The organism is Flavobacterium sp. SORGH_AS_0622 (genome assembly GCF_030818825.1).
Taxonomy (GTDB): domain Bacteria; phylum Bacteroidota; class Bacteroidia; order Flavobacteriales; family Flavobacteriaceae; genus Flavobacterium.
This window is the reverse complement of the sequence record NZ_JAUTAX010000001.1, coordinates 3550185-3566236: the sequence shown is the minus strand read 5'-3', so window position 1 is coordinate 3566236 and position 16052 is coordinate 3550185. Positions and strand designations below refer to the sequence as shown.

At 32.1% G+C, this 16052-nt stretch carries 13 protein-coding genes, 1 other RNA gene and 1 pseudogene; 8 read left to right on the top strand and 7 right to left on the bottom strand.

Annotated features, from left to right (window positions below; all coding sequences use genetic code 11):
- Positions 1-40: 40 nt before the first annotated feature.
- Together QE431_RS14905 and QE431_RS14900 are read left to right on the top strand one after the other, a co-directional pair.
- Entirely contained in the window at positions 41-1300 is a 1260-nt protein-coding gene (locus tag QE431_RS14905; protein WP_134140134.1) for a dicarboxylate/amino acid:cation symporter, read from the top strand.
- 141 nt (positions 1301-1441) lie between these two features.
- On the top strand, positions 1442-3625 hold the full coding sequence (locus QE431_RS14900; protein WP_307297288.1) for a response regulator: 2184 nt from the start codon (positions 1442-1444) through the stop codon (positions 3623-3625).
- Here the strand turns inward: QE431_RS14900 and QE431_RS14895 are convergent.
- Entirely contained in the window at positions 3622-4872 is a 1251-nt protein-coding gene (locus QE431_RS14895; protein ID WP_057116483.1) for a DEAD/DEAH box helicase, read from the bottom strand. The genes QE431_RS14900 and QE431_RS14895 overlap by 4 nt on opposite strands.
- A 135-nt stretch (positions 4873-5007) precedes the next feature.
- Entirely contained in the window at positions 5008-6045 is a 1038-nt protein-coding gene (locus tag QE431_RS14890) for a formimidoylglutamase (RefSeq protein ID WP_057116482.1), read from the bottom strand.
- 98 nt (positions 6046-6143) lie between these two features.
- Between QE431_RS14890 and QE431_RS14885 the strand changes: the two genes are divergently transcribed.
- On the top strand, positions 6144-7022 hold the full coding sequence (locus tag QE431_RS14885) for a hypothetical protein (RefSeq protein ID WP_057116481.1): 879 nt from the start codon (positions 6144-6146) through the stop codon (positions 7020-7022).
- Positions 7023-7196: 174 nt separating this feature from the next.
- Here the strand turns inward: QE431_RS14885 and hutI are convergent, their stop codons facing one another.
- Together hutI and QE431_RS14875 are read right to left on the bottom strand one after the other, a co-directional pair.
- A complete protein-coding gene (hutI, locus tag QE431_RS14880) occupies positions 7197-8435 on the bottom strand; it encodes an imidazolonepropionase (protein WP_307297282.1) in 1239 nt (412 codons plus the stop codon).
- A 132-nt stretch (positions 8436-8567) separates the two neighbouring features.
- A complete protein-coding gene (locus QE431_RS14875) occupies positions 8568-9617 on the bottom strand; it encodes a glutaminyl-peptide cyclotransferase (protein ID WP_307297280.1) in 1050 nt (349 codons plus the stop codon).
- Between the two features lie 88 nt (positions 9618-9705).
- Here QE431_RS14875 and ffs point away from each other — a divergent pair.
- The 5 genes and pseudogenes from ffs to QE431_RS14850 all read left to right on the top strand — a co-directional run bounded on the left by ffs (position 9706) and on the right by QE431_RS14850 (position 12519).
- Positions 9706-9803: signal recognition particle sRNA small type (gene ffs / locus QE431_RS14870), an RNA gene on the top strand.
- Between the two features lie 153 nt (positions 9804-9956).
- Positions 9957-10760 carry an SDR family oxidoreductase gene (locus tag QE431_RS14865; RefSeq protein WP_057116478.1) on the top strand — a complete coding sequence of 268 codons (804 nt, stop codon included), beginning with the start codon at positions 9957-9959 and terminating at the stop codon, positions 10758-10760.
- A 4-nt stretch (positions 10761-10764) separates the two neighbouring features.
- Positions 10765-10971, top strand: coding sequence for a hypothetical protein (locus tag QE431_RS14860; RefSeq protein ID WP_057116477.1), 207 nt, complete (start codon positions 10765-10767; stop codon positions 10969-10971).
- A 305-nt stretch (positions 10972-11276) separates the two neighbouring features.
- Positions 11277-11934, top strand: a pseudogene (gene fsa / locus QE431_RS14855) (fructose-6-phosphate aldolase).
- A 90-nt stretch (positions 11935-12024) separates the two neighbouring features.
- Positions 12025-12519, top strand: a complete 495-nt coding sequence (locus QE431_RS14850) for a hypothetical protein (protein WP_307297277.1) — start codon at positions 12025-12027, stop codon at positions 12517-12519.
- A gap of 140 nt (positions 12520-12659) precedes the next feature.
- Here the strand turns inward: QE431_RS14850 and QE431_RS14845 are convergent, their stop codons facing one another.
- The 3 genes from QE431_RS14845 to QE431_RS14835 form a co-directional block, all read right to left on the bottom strand.
- Positions 12660-14129, bottom strand: coding sequence for an MFS transporter (locus QE431_RS14845; RefSeq protein ID WP_057116474.1), 1470 nt, complete (start codon positions 14127-14129; stop codon positions 12660-12662).
- Between the two features lie 174 nt (positions 14130-14303).
- Entirely contained in the window at positions 14304-15005 is a 702-nt protein-coding gene (locus QE431_RS14840) for a LytTR family DNA-binding domain-containing protein (protein ID WP_057116473.1), read from the bottom strand.
- Positions 14995-16047 carry a sensor histidine kinase gene (locus QE431_RS14835; protein WP_057116472.1) on the bottom strand — a complete coding sequence of 351 codons (1053 nt, stop codon included), beginning with the start codon at positions 16045-16047 and terminating at the stop codon, positions 14995-14997. The genes QE431_RS14840 and QE431_RS14835 overlap by 11 nt, the downstream gene beginning before the upstream one ends.
- Positions 16048-16052: the final 5 nt, after the last annotated feature.

Here is a 16052-nt window from a genome sequence, read left to right as displayed (position 1 = left end):
CAGTGAGGGTCTTATATTTTAATAATTAAAAAGTAAATTAATGCAAGTTACAGAAACTAAAAAAAAATCATTTCTTTCAGGATTAACAGGGCAAATTATAATTGCGATGATTCTTGGAGCTATTTTGGGAATCATATTACACAATTCAATTTCGCCTGAAGCAGCACAATCTTTTAGTACTAAGATAAAAATGCTGGCAACTATTTTTATTCGTTTGGTGCAAATGATTATTTCCCCTTTGGTTTTCACGACTTTGGTAGTGGGAATTGCAAAATTAGGAGATATTAAAACTGTTGGGAGAATTGGAGGAAAAGCTATAGGATGGTTTTTTACAGCTTCATTTATTTCTTTATTAATTGGATTGTTTTACGTAAATATTCTACAGCCGGGTGTTGGTCTAAAACTAGAGCACGTAGATATGGCAGCTGCTACTGAGGTAACTGGTAAAACACAAAATTTATCTTTCGAAAATTTTGTTGAGCATATTGTGCCAAAAAGTATTGTTGAAGCAATGGCAACAAATGAAATCCTGCAGATTGTAGTTTTTTCTATTTTCTTCGGATTAGCTGCAGCATCTTTAGGAGAAAAGGTAAAACCTATTATTGGAGCCTTTGATAAGTTGTCTCACATTGTTTTAAAAATGGTAAACTATGTAATGAACTTTGCTCCAATTGGAGTTTTTGGTGCTATTGCAGCTGTTTTTGCTATTAGAGATGCTGAAGAATTGGTAATTACTTATTTTAAATTTTTCGGATCATTCTTAATCGGTATTAGTACTTTGTGGGTTCTTTTAATAGCTGTTGGTTATATTTTCTTAAAGGGAAGAATGACAGAATTATTAAGACGTATCACTGGGCCATTAGCGATTGCTTTTGGAACAACGAGCAGTGAGGCTGTATTTCCTAAATTAACAGAAGAATTAGAAGGTTTTGGAGTAAAAGATAAGATTGTTTCTTTTATGCTGCCGCTTGGTTATTCGTTTAATCTTGATGGAAGCATGATGTATATGACTTTTGCCAGTATTTTTATTGCGCAGTTTTACAATGTACATTTAGATTTGGGAACTCAAATGGCGATGCTTTTAGTATTAATGCTAACCAGTAAAGGTATTGCAGGTGTTCCAAGAGCAAGTTTAGTTGTTGTTGCGGCAACTTGCGGCATGTTTGATATTCCAATTGAAGGTATTGCATTGATTCTGCCTATTGATCATTTTTGTGATATGTTTAGAAGTGCAACAAATGTACTTGGAAATGCACTGGCAACTTCTGTTGTAGGACAGTGGGAAGAAGGTAAAGAATAACAATAAACGAATAAGATTTTAACACTAAGAATATTATTTTTTGGCCTTAGTGTCCTAAATAACAAGTCAAAAGCTGTATTTTTTTATGAAATACAGCTTTTTTTTATTTTAAAGTGTATATTTGATAAAACTAGCCGATTAATGCCCCAAATACGGATATTTTTACTTCTATTCTTTGGTCTGAATTGCTTCGCCAATTCGGCAATTTCTCAATCTAATTGTAATAAAGATCCTAAGATCGATAAGCTGGTTAAAAAAGCACTTTTAAATTTTCGGGAATCTAATTTTGAGCAATCACTAAAAATTTCTAGAGCGGCATTAAATTCTGCGACATTACTAAAAGACTATTGCCTCATTTCTCGTTCCTATAATATTATTGCGGCTAACTATAATGAATTATCAGACTTTGATAAAGCGATTTTCTTCTATAAAAAAAGCTTGTATTATGCCAATAAAACAAATAACGACTCTCTAAAATGCAACCTCTATAATAATCTAGGGAACATGTATTGTTTCGAAAAGAAACAATTTGACAAAGGTATTAGTTATTATAAAAAATCTGTAGCTTATGGTTTGAAAATTAATGATTTAAAAGAAGTTTACTTTACAAATGTAAATATTACCTGGGCATACTTTGATATTAAAAATTACGATCAGGGATATCTTTTTTTAAAATACATTAACAGCACAAAAAACAAATATAGCGACGGATCTACAGAAGTTATCGTAGATATGCTTAATGCGATTTATTTAAGTTACAAAAACGATAATAATGCGGCTAATACTTATTTTTTAAGTGCTATTGAAGCAGGAAAAACATGTGAAGAAAAAACAGATTTATCGAATGTTTATTTAGAATATTCAAAGTTTTTAAATAAAATTAAAAGGCACAAAGAGGCTTATGAAGCTTTAGTGAATCACAATAAAATTTCGGAAGTACTATATAATGAAAAGAAACTAAAAAAAGCTTCGATTGCGGGAATGGGGCTTGAGTTAGATGAATATAAAAGACAGATTGATAAAATTGAAAGTGAAAAAGTAGAGCAGTCTCAAAGTCTTAAAAAATCAAGGATCATCGTTATTCTTTTTATCTTGATTTCTTTTATACTTCTGTTTTTACTCATCACTTTAGTTAAGAATATTCGATTTAAGAAAAAACATAATTTAGAGCTTCTAAAAGCGAAAGAAATTGCAGAGGAGGCATCTTTGCTCAAAACACAATTTATTTCGACTATAAGCCACGAATTACGCACTCCGCTGTATGGTGTGGTTGGAATTACCAATATGTTATTAGAAGAACATAAAGAAATTTCTAGAAGCCAGCATCTAAGTTCGCTTAAATTTTCTGCCAGATATTTACTGTCTTTGGTAAATGATATTCTGCAGATTAATAAAATTGAAGAAAATAAAGTAGTACTTGAAAATTTGACATTTAATATTTCAGATGAAATCACAGTTATAAAAAACTCACTTTCTTTTCTTTCCCAAAAAAACAACAATAGAATTTCAATAGACATAGATCCTGAAATTCCAGAATATTTAATTGGAGATAAATTAAGACTGGCTCAAATTTTAATGAATTTAGTGAGTAATGCACTAAAGTTTACTAAAGACGGGCAAGTCGAAATAATTGTAAAACTAAGCAGGGTACAAGGAAAACTGAATTACCTGCATTTCTTAATTAAGGATAATGGCGTAGGAATTGCCCTTGTGGACCAAAGTAAGATTTTTGAAAAATTTGTTCAAGTTGGGAGAAAGGATGAAGATTATCAAGGAACTGGATTAGGACTTAGTATTGTAAAAAGACTTCTTGGACTCTTTGGAAGTACTATTACTTTGGATAGTGATCTAGGAAAAGGTACTTCATTTTCGTTTGAAATTGGTTTTGAACATGATTTGGCTAAAACGAAAAGCATTATCGATGAAATCGAAGTTGATTTAACCTCAAATGAAGTTTATAAAATTTTAGTCGTAGAAGATAACTTAATTAATCAATTGGTAACCAAAAAGATTATTGAGAAAAATAATTATATCTGTAAAGTGGTTGATGATGGTTATGCAGCGCTTAAAATTCTTGAAAACGAAGTCTTTGATTTAATTTTAATGGATATCAATATGCCTTTGATGAATGGTTTTGAAACGACAAAAAGAATTCGTCTGGCAGGAATAGAAACTCCAATTGTTGCTTTAACGGCTTTTGACAAAGATGAAATTACCGATGAAGCCCTTTCGTCTGGAATGAATGATATTATAATTAAGCCTTTTGAACCAGTCAAATTATTTAAGATAATCAATTACCTTATAAAAGAAAAAAACGCTGTTTAGTACCAGCGTTTTTTGTTTTTCTTAGAAGTATTTGATTTTCTTGATTTATGAGCTCCACCGCTTCTATTAGAAGAATTTTTAGGTTTTTCTCCAGCTTCAGGACTTCCAGACTGCCATTGATAAGGGTGATCTGCGATTGTTTTTACATCAACTTTAATTAATTTCTGAATATCTTTCCAATATGGAAGTTCATCTTTTCCGCAGAAAGAAATTGCAATTCCGCCATTTCCTGCACGACCTGTACGACCGATACGGTGAACATAAGTTTCTGGGATATTCGGTAAATCAAAATTAATCACATACGGCAGTTGCTCAATGTCAATTCCTCTAGCCGCAATATCTGTAGCAACCAAAACACCAACTTCTTTATTCTTAAAAGCGTCTAAAACTCTTTGTCTTGCATTCTGAGATTTGTCTCCGTGAATGGCTTCTGCTGGAATATCTTTTTTACGAAGCGCTTTAACAACATTGTCAGCACCATGTTTTGTTCTTGAAAAAACAAGCACATTTGATAAATTTTCTTCCTTAATTAAACTATACAACAAGTTTCTTTTTTCAGTTTTATCTACAAAATAAATGCGTTGTTCTACATTTTCGGCTGTTGATGAAACAGGAGATACTTCTACTTTTTCTGGATCCTGCAAAAACATTTCTGCCAGTTCGCGAATTGCAATTGGCATTGTAGCAGAGAAAAGTAAAGTTTGTCTGTTCTTTGGTGTAAGTTTTACGATTTTTTTGACATCATTAATAAAACCCATATCCAGCATTTGATCTGCTTCATCGAGCACTAAAGTGTGCAGATGGTCTAAATCTAGAAAACCCTGTTTATGAAGGTCAAGCAAACGTCCTGGAGTCGCAACTAAAATATCGATTCCATTTTTTAAAGCCTCAACTTGAGGGTTTTGAGATACACCTCCAAAAATTGTCAGCTGTGTTAAATTAGTATATTTAGCATAAGTGTCAAAACTCTGGCCAATTTGTACCGCTAGTTCACGTGTAGGCGTAACTACAAGAGCACGAATTTGTTTCGCTTTTTTTGATGAACCGACAATTCTATGTAATTGATGTATGATTGGAATAGCAAATGCTGCCGTTTTTCCTGTCCCTGTCTGCGCGCAGCCAATTAAATCACGACCTGCTAAAACTATCGGAATAGATTTTTCCTGAATTGGTGTCGGATTTAAATAGCCTTCTTCAAATACGGCTTTTTGTATACTTTTTGAAAGTGATAAATCTTCGAATAACATATCTTAGGTATTAAGTATTTTAGTTTTAAGTACTAAAATGCCGTGCAAAGATAGTTTTATTCGGTTAATCGTTTGTTTGAATTAGCTTTTATTTGGCAAAACAGCTTCGCGTTAGAATTTTATTTGGTCGATTAATTAATCTTTTTCGATGTTTGCTTTGATAAAATCGGTTACTAAATATCCAATTAATTTACCAATTAAATTATTATTAGGCGAATTGTCTAAATCTGGTGCTCCTTCGCAGACATGCAGATAAGCAGCGTTTTTATGTTCGGCGAAAAAAGAAACAAACTGTCTCAATTCTTCAACAGAAAAACCGCTAATTGTCATGGCACTGCTTGCAATGTTAGGAATTGCATCAAGATCAATTTCAATTCCGAAAGCATCATTTTTAACAAAATCTAAAGCGGCAATCATTTCTCGATTGAAATCTTTTTCTTTTCTAATGTTTACACTGTCATAAGTATTATATCGAACTCGGTCTTCTAGTTTTTTAATTATATCTAAAACACTTTTTGAAGTATAATTTTCGTGAAGTCCAAAAATGAAATATTTTTTTAAAAACCCTTCTTCGTAAGCGTATGAAAATCCGTTGCCGCTGTGACGTCCTTCAAGAATTCTAAAATCAGAATGTGCATCAAAATTTATTGCGTTTATAGGTTTTCCTTTGGCTAAAGCCGCTCCTTTAATATTTCCGTAAGCATTATTGTGGCCCCCACCTATGATAATAGGCGTTTTTCCAGCTTTAATTATGGTAAAAATAATATGAGATACTTCTTTATCAATTTTTTCAACCAGCTGACTTAATTTTGAACGATCATCGATATCATTAAAATCAAGATTTTCGACTTCACGCATTTCGTCAGCAACATTAATCTGTCCTAAAACAATAATGTTGCTTCCTTTACAAAACCGATTATGCTGAATGTTGGCAATACTTTTTATCGCGCTCTGCCATGCAGAAGCAGCTCCAGGTCTTCCGTAATTGGCACGTACGCCTATATCTTCAGGAATTCCAAGAAGAACATATTTAGCTTCACTTTCTTTTAAAAAATTGATTTTATCAACTCCAGATGGAATGACAATCATTTTTTCTCCGAACTTTATTTCACCACTTCGATGATTCGTGACTTTTGCTAAATCATTTATAGTGAAAGGGATTAATTTTTCCATGAAAAAAATTTATTTTCCAAAAATAATATAATTGTAGAAACTTACGTTATTACCTTATATTAATTCTTAAATTTGTTATTAAAGAAAATTATTTAAATATGGAAAACCCAAAGAACAACAATTCAAGTCTAAAGGCGATAATCGCAGTTTTAGCAGTCCTACTGATTGGTAGCTTAGTGTATATTTTTAAATTATCATCTGATACAGATGTAGTTAAAACAGAACTTACAACAACTTTGACAGAGAAAGAATCTGTTATGAAAGATTTGCAAGAGCTGAAAGCGACTTATGATGCTGCAATTGCTGAAAACACTTCTATGTCTGACGAATTAATCCAAGAGAGAGATAAAGTAGTTGCTTTAATGGATGATTTAAACAAGTCTAAAGGAGATGTTTCTAAATACAGATCTCAAGTTCAGGCAATGCAGAGTAAAATGAAAACTTTAGTTGCTGAAAATGATGAGTTGAAAAAACAAAATGGTGTTTTAACTACTCAAAGAGATAGTACTATTGTAGTTCTAGGAGAATCTAAGAAATATAACGAAGTATTAGTTGGTCAAAACGAAGAATTGGCTAAAACAGTAGAAAAAGGTGCGAAGTTATCAGTACTAAATACAAAAACTTCAGCTTATAAATTGAAAAGCTCTGGTAAACAAATTGAAACAGACAAAGCAAGTCGTGCTGATGTTTTAAAAGTTAGTTTTACTATTGCTGAAAATCAAATCGCAAAATCTGGAGATAAAACGTATTATGTACAAGTTATCGATGCTAAGAACAATGTTTTAGGTGAAAAGAAAACTGAAAATTTCGGTGACAATTCATTGACTTACAGTTTTAAAACTACTGTGAAATATGAAAATAAAACTGTAAACGTGAGCGAAGATCTTCCAGGAAAAGATTTTGCTAAAGGAACTTACTTTATCAATATTTTTGATAATGACGAATTAGTTTCTAAAACTAGTTTCAGTTTAAGATAATTTCTGCCAAAGGGATATAATACCACTTAGATATTAAAGGTCTGTGATTTTCACAGGCCTTTTTTTATGGGTAAATTTGAATGCTTTTGTCACTGTTCGGAGAACTGTAAGTTTCCCGTAGTTGAAACTACGGGTTATGTTTGGAATGATTTATTTTGTAAAAAGAATAATTGTTTATTCTAGAATTTTTCCTTCAACAAAAACAGATTCTATAAGATTGCTTCCAAAGGCATAAGGAATTTGGTAATAAGAAGAAATGGGTTTTGTTAGAATCAGATTGGCTTTTTTGCCTTTTGTAATACTTCCATGCGTTTCTGAAAGTCCCATGGCATAAGCACCGTTTATTGTTGCAGCATTAATTGCTTCTTCTGGTGTCATTTTCATCTTGATACAAGCCGTTGCAACAACAAAATTCATGTTTCCAGATGGAGTAGAACCAGGATTGAAATCTGTTGCTAAAGCCAAAGGTAAGCCTGCTTTAATCATTTCACGTGCGGGAGTGTACGGAATGCTTAAAAAGTAAGAGCAAGACGGTAAGGCTACAGGCATTGTCTCGCTATCTTTTAAAGCTTCAATATCTTCTGATGTCATAACTTCAAGATGATCAACAGAAAGTGCTTTAAATTTAATACCAGCCTGAATGCCGCCAATAGAATTAAATTGATTGACGTGAATTTTTGGTTTTAGACCAAATTGAATTCCTGCCTGCATAATTTTTTCGGTTTCTTCCACAGAAAAGTAACCGCTTTCACAAAATACATCTACATATTCGGCTAATTTATTTTGAGCAATTTCTGGAATCATTTTAGTGATGATTTCTTCAATATATCCAGCTTTATTTTCTTTATAATGCGTTGGAAAAGCATGCGCTCCTAAAAATGTAGCTTTAATAGAAATTGGATAATTTTCAGCCAGTTTTTTAATAACACGAAGCATTTTCAATTCTCCTTCAATAGTTAGCCCATATCCAGATTTTATTTCAACAGCACCAGTTCCTAAATGCATAACTTCTTCCAGACGAAGTTTTGACTGCTCGTAGATTTCTTCCTCAGAAGTTTCGTTGAGTTTTTTAGCCGAATTTAAAATACCGCCTCCGCGATTTGCTATTTCTTCATACGAAAGTCCGTTAATACGGTCCACAAATTCTTGTTCGCGATTTCCTGCGTAGACAATATGCGTGTGACTGTCGCACCAAGAAGGAAGAACAACTTTGCCCGTAGCATCAATAATTTTATCAGCTTTAATTTCAGGAAGATCTTTCATTGAACCGAAATCAGCGATTAAATTATTTTTTACAACTAAGAAAGCATTTTTTATAGTAGGAAGTTCTGCCATTTCTGCTCCAGAAACTTTAGCAATTGGAGTTTCGCGAACCTGTAGTAATTCTTGTATGTTGGTAATTAAAGTAACCATTAATATGAGTTTGTTATATTTAGATAAGTCTATAAAAGCACAAATTTCACAAATTATCACGAACTAATCCGTGAAATCTGTGAAATTCATGTTTAGATTTTGAAATTAAAATTTTGAAATTTTATTTCAAAATTATTCTGAAACTGTTATTTCAAAAATTTTGTCCCAGTATTTTCCAGTAACAAAAATAGTTTTCGTAGCAGGATTATAGGCAATTCCATTAAGGACTTCTGCATTTTTAGCTTTAATAGATTTGCGCAGATCTGAAAGATTTAATATTCCTTCAACAGCTCCAGAAGTTGGATTTACAACAGCAATTGCATCTTTCTGCCAAACATTTACATAGAATTTTCCGTTGATTAATTCTAATTCATTAATTGCTTTAATTTTTGCAGCTCCAGAATATACATTGATATAGTCAATCAACTTTTGAGTAGCAGGATCCATTTTCCAGATTTTCTCCGTTCCGTCAGAATGATATATATATTTATCGTCATGTGTCATTCCCCAGCCTTCGATATCTTTATCGTATTTAAAGGTTTTTTCTAGCTTAAAAGTATTGGCATCATAAATAAAACCAGTTTTTTCCTGCCATGATAGTTGGTAGATTTTACCGTTGAAAAAAGTGATTCCTTCTCCAAAATATTCTTTAGGAAGATCCACTTGTTTGATTACTTTTCCAGTTTTATAATCAACTTCTCTAAAATAGGAATCTTCTTTTTGTCCTGTACTTTCAAAAAGTCTTCCGTCATGAAATTCTAAACCTTCTGTAAATGCTGTAGTATCATGGGGAAAAGTATTTACTACTTTGTATTTTAATAGTTTTGGTTCAATATCAGAAATCACTTCAATTCTTTTAGTAGCATCTGAAGAATCGCCGCCAAAATAGGCAGTAGCTTTTAAGTATTGATAACCTAGTTTTTGTTCTTTTAAATCAAATTTAAATTTCTCAGCACCTTTTGTGCTTCCTACTCTTTTATCATTTACAAAGTAAGCAATACTGTCAATTTCTTTCGAATTTGGGTTTAAAATTCCTATTGAAACCGATTCTTTTTGCGTAAAATGAGCAGGAAAAGCAGAATCGTCGATAGTAAACAAAGAATTTTCACCTTTTTTTGTGTCTCCACATCCAATTAATGTGATTCCTAATAAAATGAAAGTTAGGAAGTTATATTTTTTCATAGTTTAAAATTTGAATAAGCCAATATACGATGATATTTTTATAGCAACAAAGGTCTTGCAAAAATATAAAAAGGTTGTATATTTGCACTGGCAAGTCCTACACGACCAGCTCCTGCAGACTCCCCCAGGATGGGAACATAGCAAGGGTACGTGGTTGAGCGGTGCGATGTAGGTCGCTTGCCATTTTTTTTAGAATAAATTTAATTTGTAATCTTCCTTATCAGGAGGATTTTTTTATTTTTGGGACTTCGTAAAGTTAAAAGTTATTAGTTAGAGGTTGAAAGTTTACCTCAATGAACCAACTCATAACTTATAACTCAAAACTCATAACTTTTCAAAATGAATAAAGTCGTTTTAATTACCGGAGGATCATCAGGGATTGGGAAATCTATTGGTGAATTTTTACATCAAAAAGGTTTCGTTGTGTATGGAACCAGCAGAAATCCTGAGAAAGTTTTAAATTCAGTTTTCCCTTTGGTGGCTTTAGATGTACGAAATTCTGATTCTATTCAGAAAGCAGTTTCTAAAATTATTGAAACTTCTGGAAGATTAGATATTGTTATAAATAATGCTGGAGTTGGAATTACAGGGCCTTTAGAAGAAATTCCGACTGAGGAAATCCGAAATAATTTTGAGACTAATTTCTTTGGACCAATTGAAGTAATGAAAGCTGCTTTACCGCAAATGCGTAAACAAAATTCTGGACTTATTATAAATATTACTTCTATTGCAGGTTATATGGGACTTCCTTACAGAAGTGTTTATTCGGCATCAAAAGGGGCTTTAGAATTGATTACTGAAGCTTTAAGAATGGAAGTTAAATCTTTTGGAATTGAAATTACCAATGTTGCGCCTGGAGATTTTGCTACAAATATTGCTGCTGGCCGTTATCATGCGCCAGTTATTAAAGATTCTGCTTACGAAAAAGTTTACGGAGAGGTTTTGGCAACGATGAATGATCATGTTGACGCAGGAAGTAATCCGAATGAAATGGCTGAGGCAGTTTACAAAATTATTCAGACCAAAAAGCCAAACGTGCATTATAAAGTTGGTGCTTTTATGCAGAAGTTTTCGATCGTTTTAAAACGTGCTCTTCCAGATAAGATGTACGAAAAAATGTTAATGAATCATTATAAATTGTAATACTATGGATAAGATTTCAGAGTTTTTGCCTACTATTTTTGCTGTTTTAATTTTTCTGTTTATTTGGTTTGTAATTCGCAGGATTTTAAGTTCTTTAAGCGATAAGATTAATAATTCTGAAGTTTATAAAGAAGATACTCTAAAGGTGCTTGAAGAAATTAGAGATGAATTGAAAGAATTAAACAGAAAAAATTCTTCGGCGAGTTTATAATGATAAGTTTAGCCGAATTTGAAACATTAAAGCCAGATTTTTAAAATTAAGTAAAATTATTGTTTGCAATTTATTTTGTGAATTTTAATGAAATTTGCAAATTGATTTGGTTTTTGAAATTGTTATTGGTATTGATTTCGTAATTTTGCAGCTGAATTTGCGTGAGGGATAGAAGCTGATCCGCAGAGTCGGAGTGGATAATCCAGCCAGATTAAAAAAAGGTACTTAGTAATCGTTCTGCTGAGTGCGCCTTTTATAAATGTGGTCACGCCTAGTTAATCAACACAATTTAAATAATATAAATTATGAAATTTTTTATTGACACAGCTAATTTAGCTCAAATTAAAGAAGCACAAGCTTTAGGTGTTTTGGGATGGTGTAACAACTAACCCATCATTGATGGCAAAAGAAGGTATTACCGGAAAAAACAACATTTTAAAGCATTATGTTGATATTTGCAATCTTGTAGAAGGTGATGTAAGTGCTGAAGTTAATGCCCTTGATTATGACGGAATGGTTAAAGAAGGTGAGGAGCTGGCTGAATTACATGACCAAATCGTTGTAAAACTTCCTATGACTAAAGAAGGTGTTATGGCGGCAAAATATTTTTCTGATAAAGGAATTAAAACAAACGTTACTCTTGTTTTCTCTGTAGGACAAGCACTTTTAGCTGCTAAGGCTGGTGCTACGTATGTTTCTCCGTTTGTTGGACGTTTAGATGATATTTCTACAGATGGATTGAATTTAATTCAGGAAATTAGAGAAGTTTATGATAACTACGGTTACGAGACTCAAATTTTAGCAGCTTCTGTACGTCATACAATGCATATTGTAAATTGTGCAAAAATTGGTGCTGATGTTATGACTGGACCTCTTTCTGCAATTTACGGATTGTTGAAACATCCTTTAACTGATATCGGTTTAGCGCAGTTCGTAGCTGACTTCGAGAAGGGAAATAAATAATTCTCAGATACTTTTAAAATTAAAATCGTCTTTTTTCTAACGAGAAGAGACGATTTTTTTTACTTTTATATAAACCTTAAATAGTTGAATATGAAAGTTATATTGATATTGTTGTCTTTTTTTGCAGCTAGCTTTTTACTAAATGCTCAGGCAAAAGTTATTACTTCTGTAAATGATGCAGGCGACGTCGCAACTTACGAGTTGGATTCTTCTGTGAAATTTCAAACCCTCGCTAAAGGTCTTCGCTATAATATTACGAGACATGAGTTTAAAGGTCCCGAAATGAAGAATAGTTACAGGCTGCTTTTGGTTATGGATGGTTTTTATTCTAAAACGCTAAATAAAGAAATGACTATTTCAGCAGTTCTGAGTGATGGATCTGTTATTGAAGCCAGAAAGATTATTGAAGATGACGGTTTTTTTGACGGTGCATGCACATTAAAAATAAAAGACCCTGAAGCTCTTTTAAAGGCAGATATCAACAAAGTAATAGTTCATGCAGATAAAGATGTTGTTTATTCATTAACGGCTGAAAATAAAGCTGTTTTTAAAAAGAATCTTAGCGATATTATTAATGCAAAGTGAAATTAAGGGACTAAGGATCTAAGACGCTAAGGCTCTGAGGTTATTAATGTCGATTACTATTGGTTAAAATAAAAATTCCAAATCCCAATTATACTATAAATTGGAATTTGGAATTTAAAAAATTTGGATTTTTATAAAGTTTAGTGTCCTCCGCCGCCACCTTCAACGTGGTTGATACCTTGTCTTTTTAATATTTTTGGGCAGTAGTAGCCGTAAAATCCTAAGTAAGCAAAACCTAAAAGCGGTACGATATAAGAGAAATGTGTCCAAGTGATTCCGAAGATTCCTCCTGGATGAGAAATATCAAAGTCACAAATACTTCCTTGAATTAATGGAATTACACCACCTCCAAGAATCATCATGATTAAGAAAGAAGATGCTTTTCCTGTGTTTTTTCCTAAACCTGCAATGGCTAAATCGAAGATTGATGGCCACATAATAGATAAGAATAAACCTCCTGAAATAAAGAAGAATTTAGCTATTTCTGGGTTTGGCCATACTAATCCTAATACCATCATTAGTAATCCTGAGATTCCGAAAAGCATTAAAGTTTTTCCTGCGTTTTTACCTCCTACAAAACTTACTGCAATGAATAATAAGATCCAGATTGGGTAAATATAGAATGAAGAAACATCATGCGCAGCAAAGATATTTGCTCCAATAATAACCCCGAATGCTAAAGCTGGAACGATAAATTTCAATGCTGTGTTTACAAGATTTGAAGTGTTGAAAACGTTAACTCCACCATTCCAACGGCCAATCATTAAACTTCCCCAATAAAGGGCAATGAATGGAGCAATGGCATCTTCTAAAACGTTTCCGAATTCTGCAGTATGAAGTAAAGCTGGTAAATTACTGATAATAGTAACCTCAGTTCCAACATAAATGAAGATTCCTAACATTCCTAAATAAAGTTGTGGGTAATCTAGTATATTAAATTTTTCGTGTGCTGTTTTAACTACTTCAACTTCTTCTTTTTCAGGATCTTCGATTTTAGAGAAGTTCATAAAAACGGCTACAACAATAAATGCTAGTCCAAGGATGATGAAAGGTAATTTGATGTCTTCTAATGAAAGTGTAGTGTTTTTATTATCTCCCATTCCAAACAAAGCAATTCCTAAAAGAATAGCTCCAATTGTTGTTCCGAAAGAGTTAATACCTCCAGCCAATGTTAAACGGTGTGCTCCAGTTGCAGGACTTCCCATTTTAATAGCTAATGGATTAGCAACAATTTGTTGTATTGAAAATCCTAAACCTACAGTAAATAAAGCTGTTAAGAAGAATGGGAAACTTTCCATTGTTGCGGCAGGAATGAATAAAAATGATCCTACTGCTGAAAGGAGTAAACCAGCTGAAAGGGTTTTTTTATATCCGAATTTTTGTAAAACGTCCATTTTTAAGGATACTAAAAAGAAAATAATAGATCCTACGAAGTATGCAGCATAAAATGCCCACGCAACTAATTGTGATTGTACTTGAGATAAAGTGAATACTTTTTTGAATACTGGAATCAGGATGTCATTGGCAGAACCAACAAAACCCCAAAAGAAGAACACGATTATCAAAGAGATAAACTGCCCCCATTTGGTTTGCACATTTTCTGAACTCATAATAATAAGGTTAATTTTTTATTTTATTGTTTTTTGAAGACCGTAAATATATTTGTTAGGATTATCAAAAAAAAATAAAAAGGTATAAATAATGTTAAATTTATACCAACGACACTCTTTTTTCAACAAAGTGTTAATTTTAACCTGTTTAGAAAATGTAATTCATAAATATATTTACTCTAAAATTTTATTTTTAACCTCTTTGCTATAGTTTCGGCCTATCGGAATGTTATAAGATTGGATTTGAACACGGTTTCCTTCGATAGATTTTACCTTATTTAGTGCAATTACATAAGATTTATGGATTCTAAGAAAGCGATCTGCCGGCAATTCTTCAGACAAGGATGTAAGAGATTTATGTGTAATATAAGTTTTATCCGGTGTGACAACTTTTATGTATTCCTTCATTCCTTCAACAAATAAAATTTCTTCAATATTAATTTTCATCATTTTTTTATCGACTTTGATAAAAATATGAGAATCACCTTTTGTGGTTTCAACTTTAATATTGTTTTTGAGATTGTATTCGGTAGTAATTTTATTGATACATTTAATAAATCTCGGAAGCGGAATAGGTTTTACTAAATAATCTAAAACATCTAAATCATAACTTTCGGCGGCGAATTCTCTAAAAGCAGTTGTAATGATAACTTTGGTTTTACTTTCAATCAGGCTGATAAGTTCAAACCCTGTCATCATAGGCATGTTGATATCTAAAAAGACGGCATCAACAGCTGTACTGTTAATAAAATCGAGCGCCTCTAAAGAGTTATTGAATGTTGCTATAACTTCAAAATCTGTAAAATTGGTGAAATAATTTTGCAGGACTTTGATCGCTAAAGGCTCATCATCAATTAACACGCATTTAATCTTCATTCTGAGTAGGTATTTGTAATCTGATTATGTAGAAATTTAGTTTGGTTTTGTGTTTAAGACTAAAATTGTTTCTGTAAATGAGTTTTAATCTCTTTTTTGTGTTTACTAAACCAATTCCTCTTTTCGGATTATGATTTTGTGAAATTACAAAATTATTTAAGATTTCAAAATCGAGGATTTTGTTGTCTATAACTTTACAATTGATTTTAATCTTCAAATTTTTGTTGTTTACTCCACCATGTTTAAAAGCATTTTCTACCAATGAGATAAAGATTAGCGGTGGTACAACAACATCTTCGATGTTCGATTCGAGATTTATAGTTACTTCAACATTTTCAAAACGAAGTTTTTCGATTTCAATATAGTTCTGAATATAATCGATCTCTTTTATTAACGGAACAAATTTAGTTCCTTTTACATCGTAGAGAACATATTCCATTAAGTTCGAAAGTTTGATAATTACATCAGGAACTTTTTTTGAAGATTCTAATGAAAGTGCATATAAATTATTTAAAGTATTAAAGAAAAAATGCGGTTGAATCTGGTTTTCAAGATACTTTAATTTTATTTTAAATTGATTTTCCCGCAAAGATCTGTTTCTTTCTCTTTCTCTTAGCCAGGTTAAAGTAAGATAAACAGAAGATGCCATTGCAAGAACATACAATTCGCCAATACAAACTGCTACAATGTGATTAATTTCAAACGGATGGTATTCTCTGTTTGCTTCAGGCCAAATATTTTCGGAAATGATATAATAGGTAAGGGCGGTTTTTAATAAATAGATTCCAAAAAGACTTACTAAAAGCCATGCAGTATATTGAATGTATTTTTGTTTAAGAACATATTTTGGAACCAAAACAAATAAATTCAAATATACTAAAGGGATAACCAATGAGAATTCAATCAAATTTGATTTGAAAGCGTACGGATAATCATTAAAGTAAGCTCCCCATCTTAAAAAGTTTAATGTAAAATAGACTCCCCAAAACCAAATATGATTTTGCAGTTTAATATCAAATTTAACTTTTCTGATTTCTTTCAATTGGT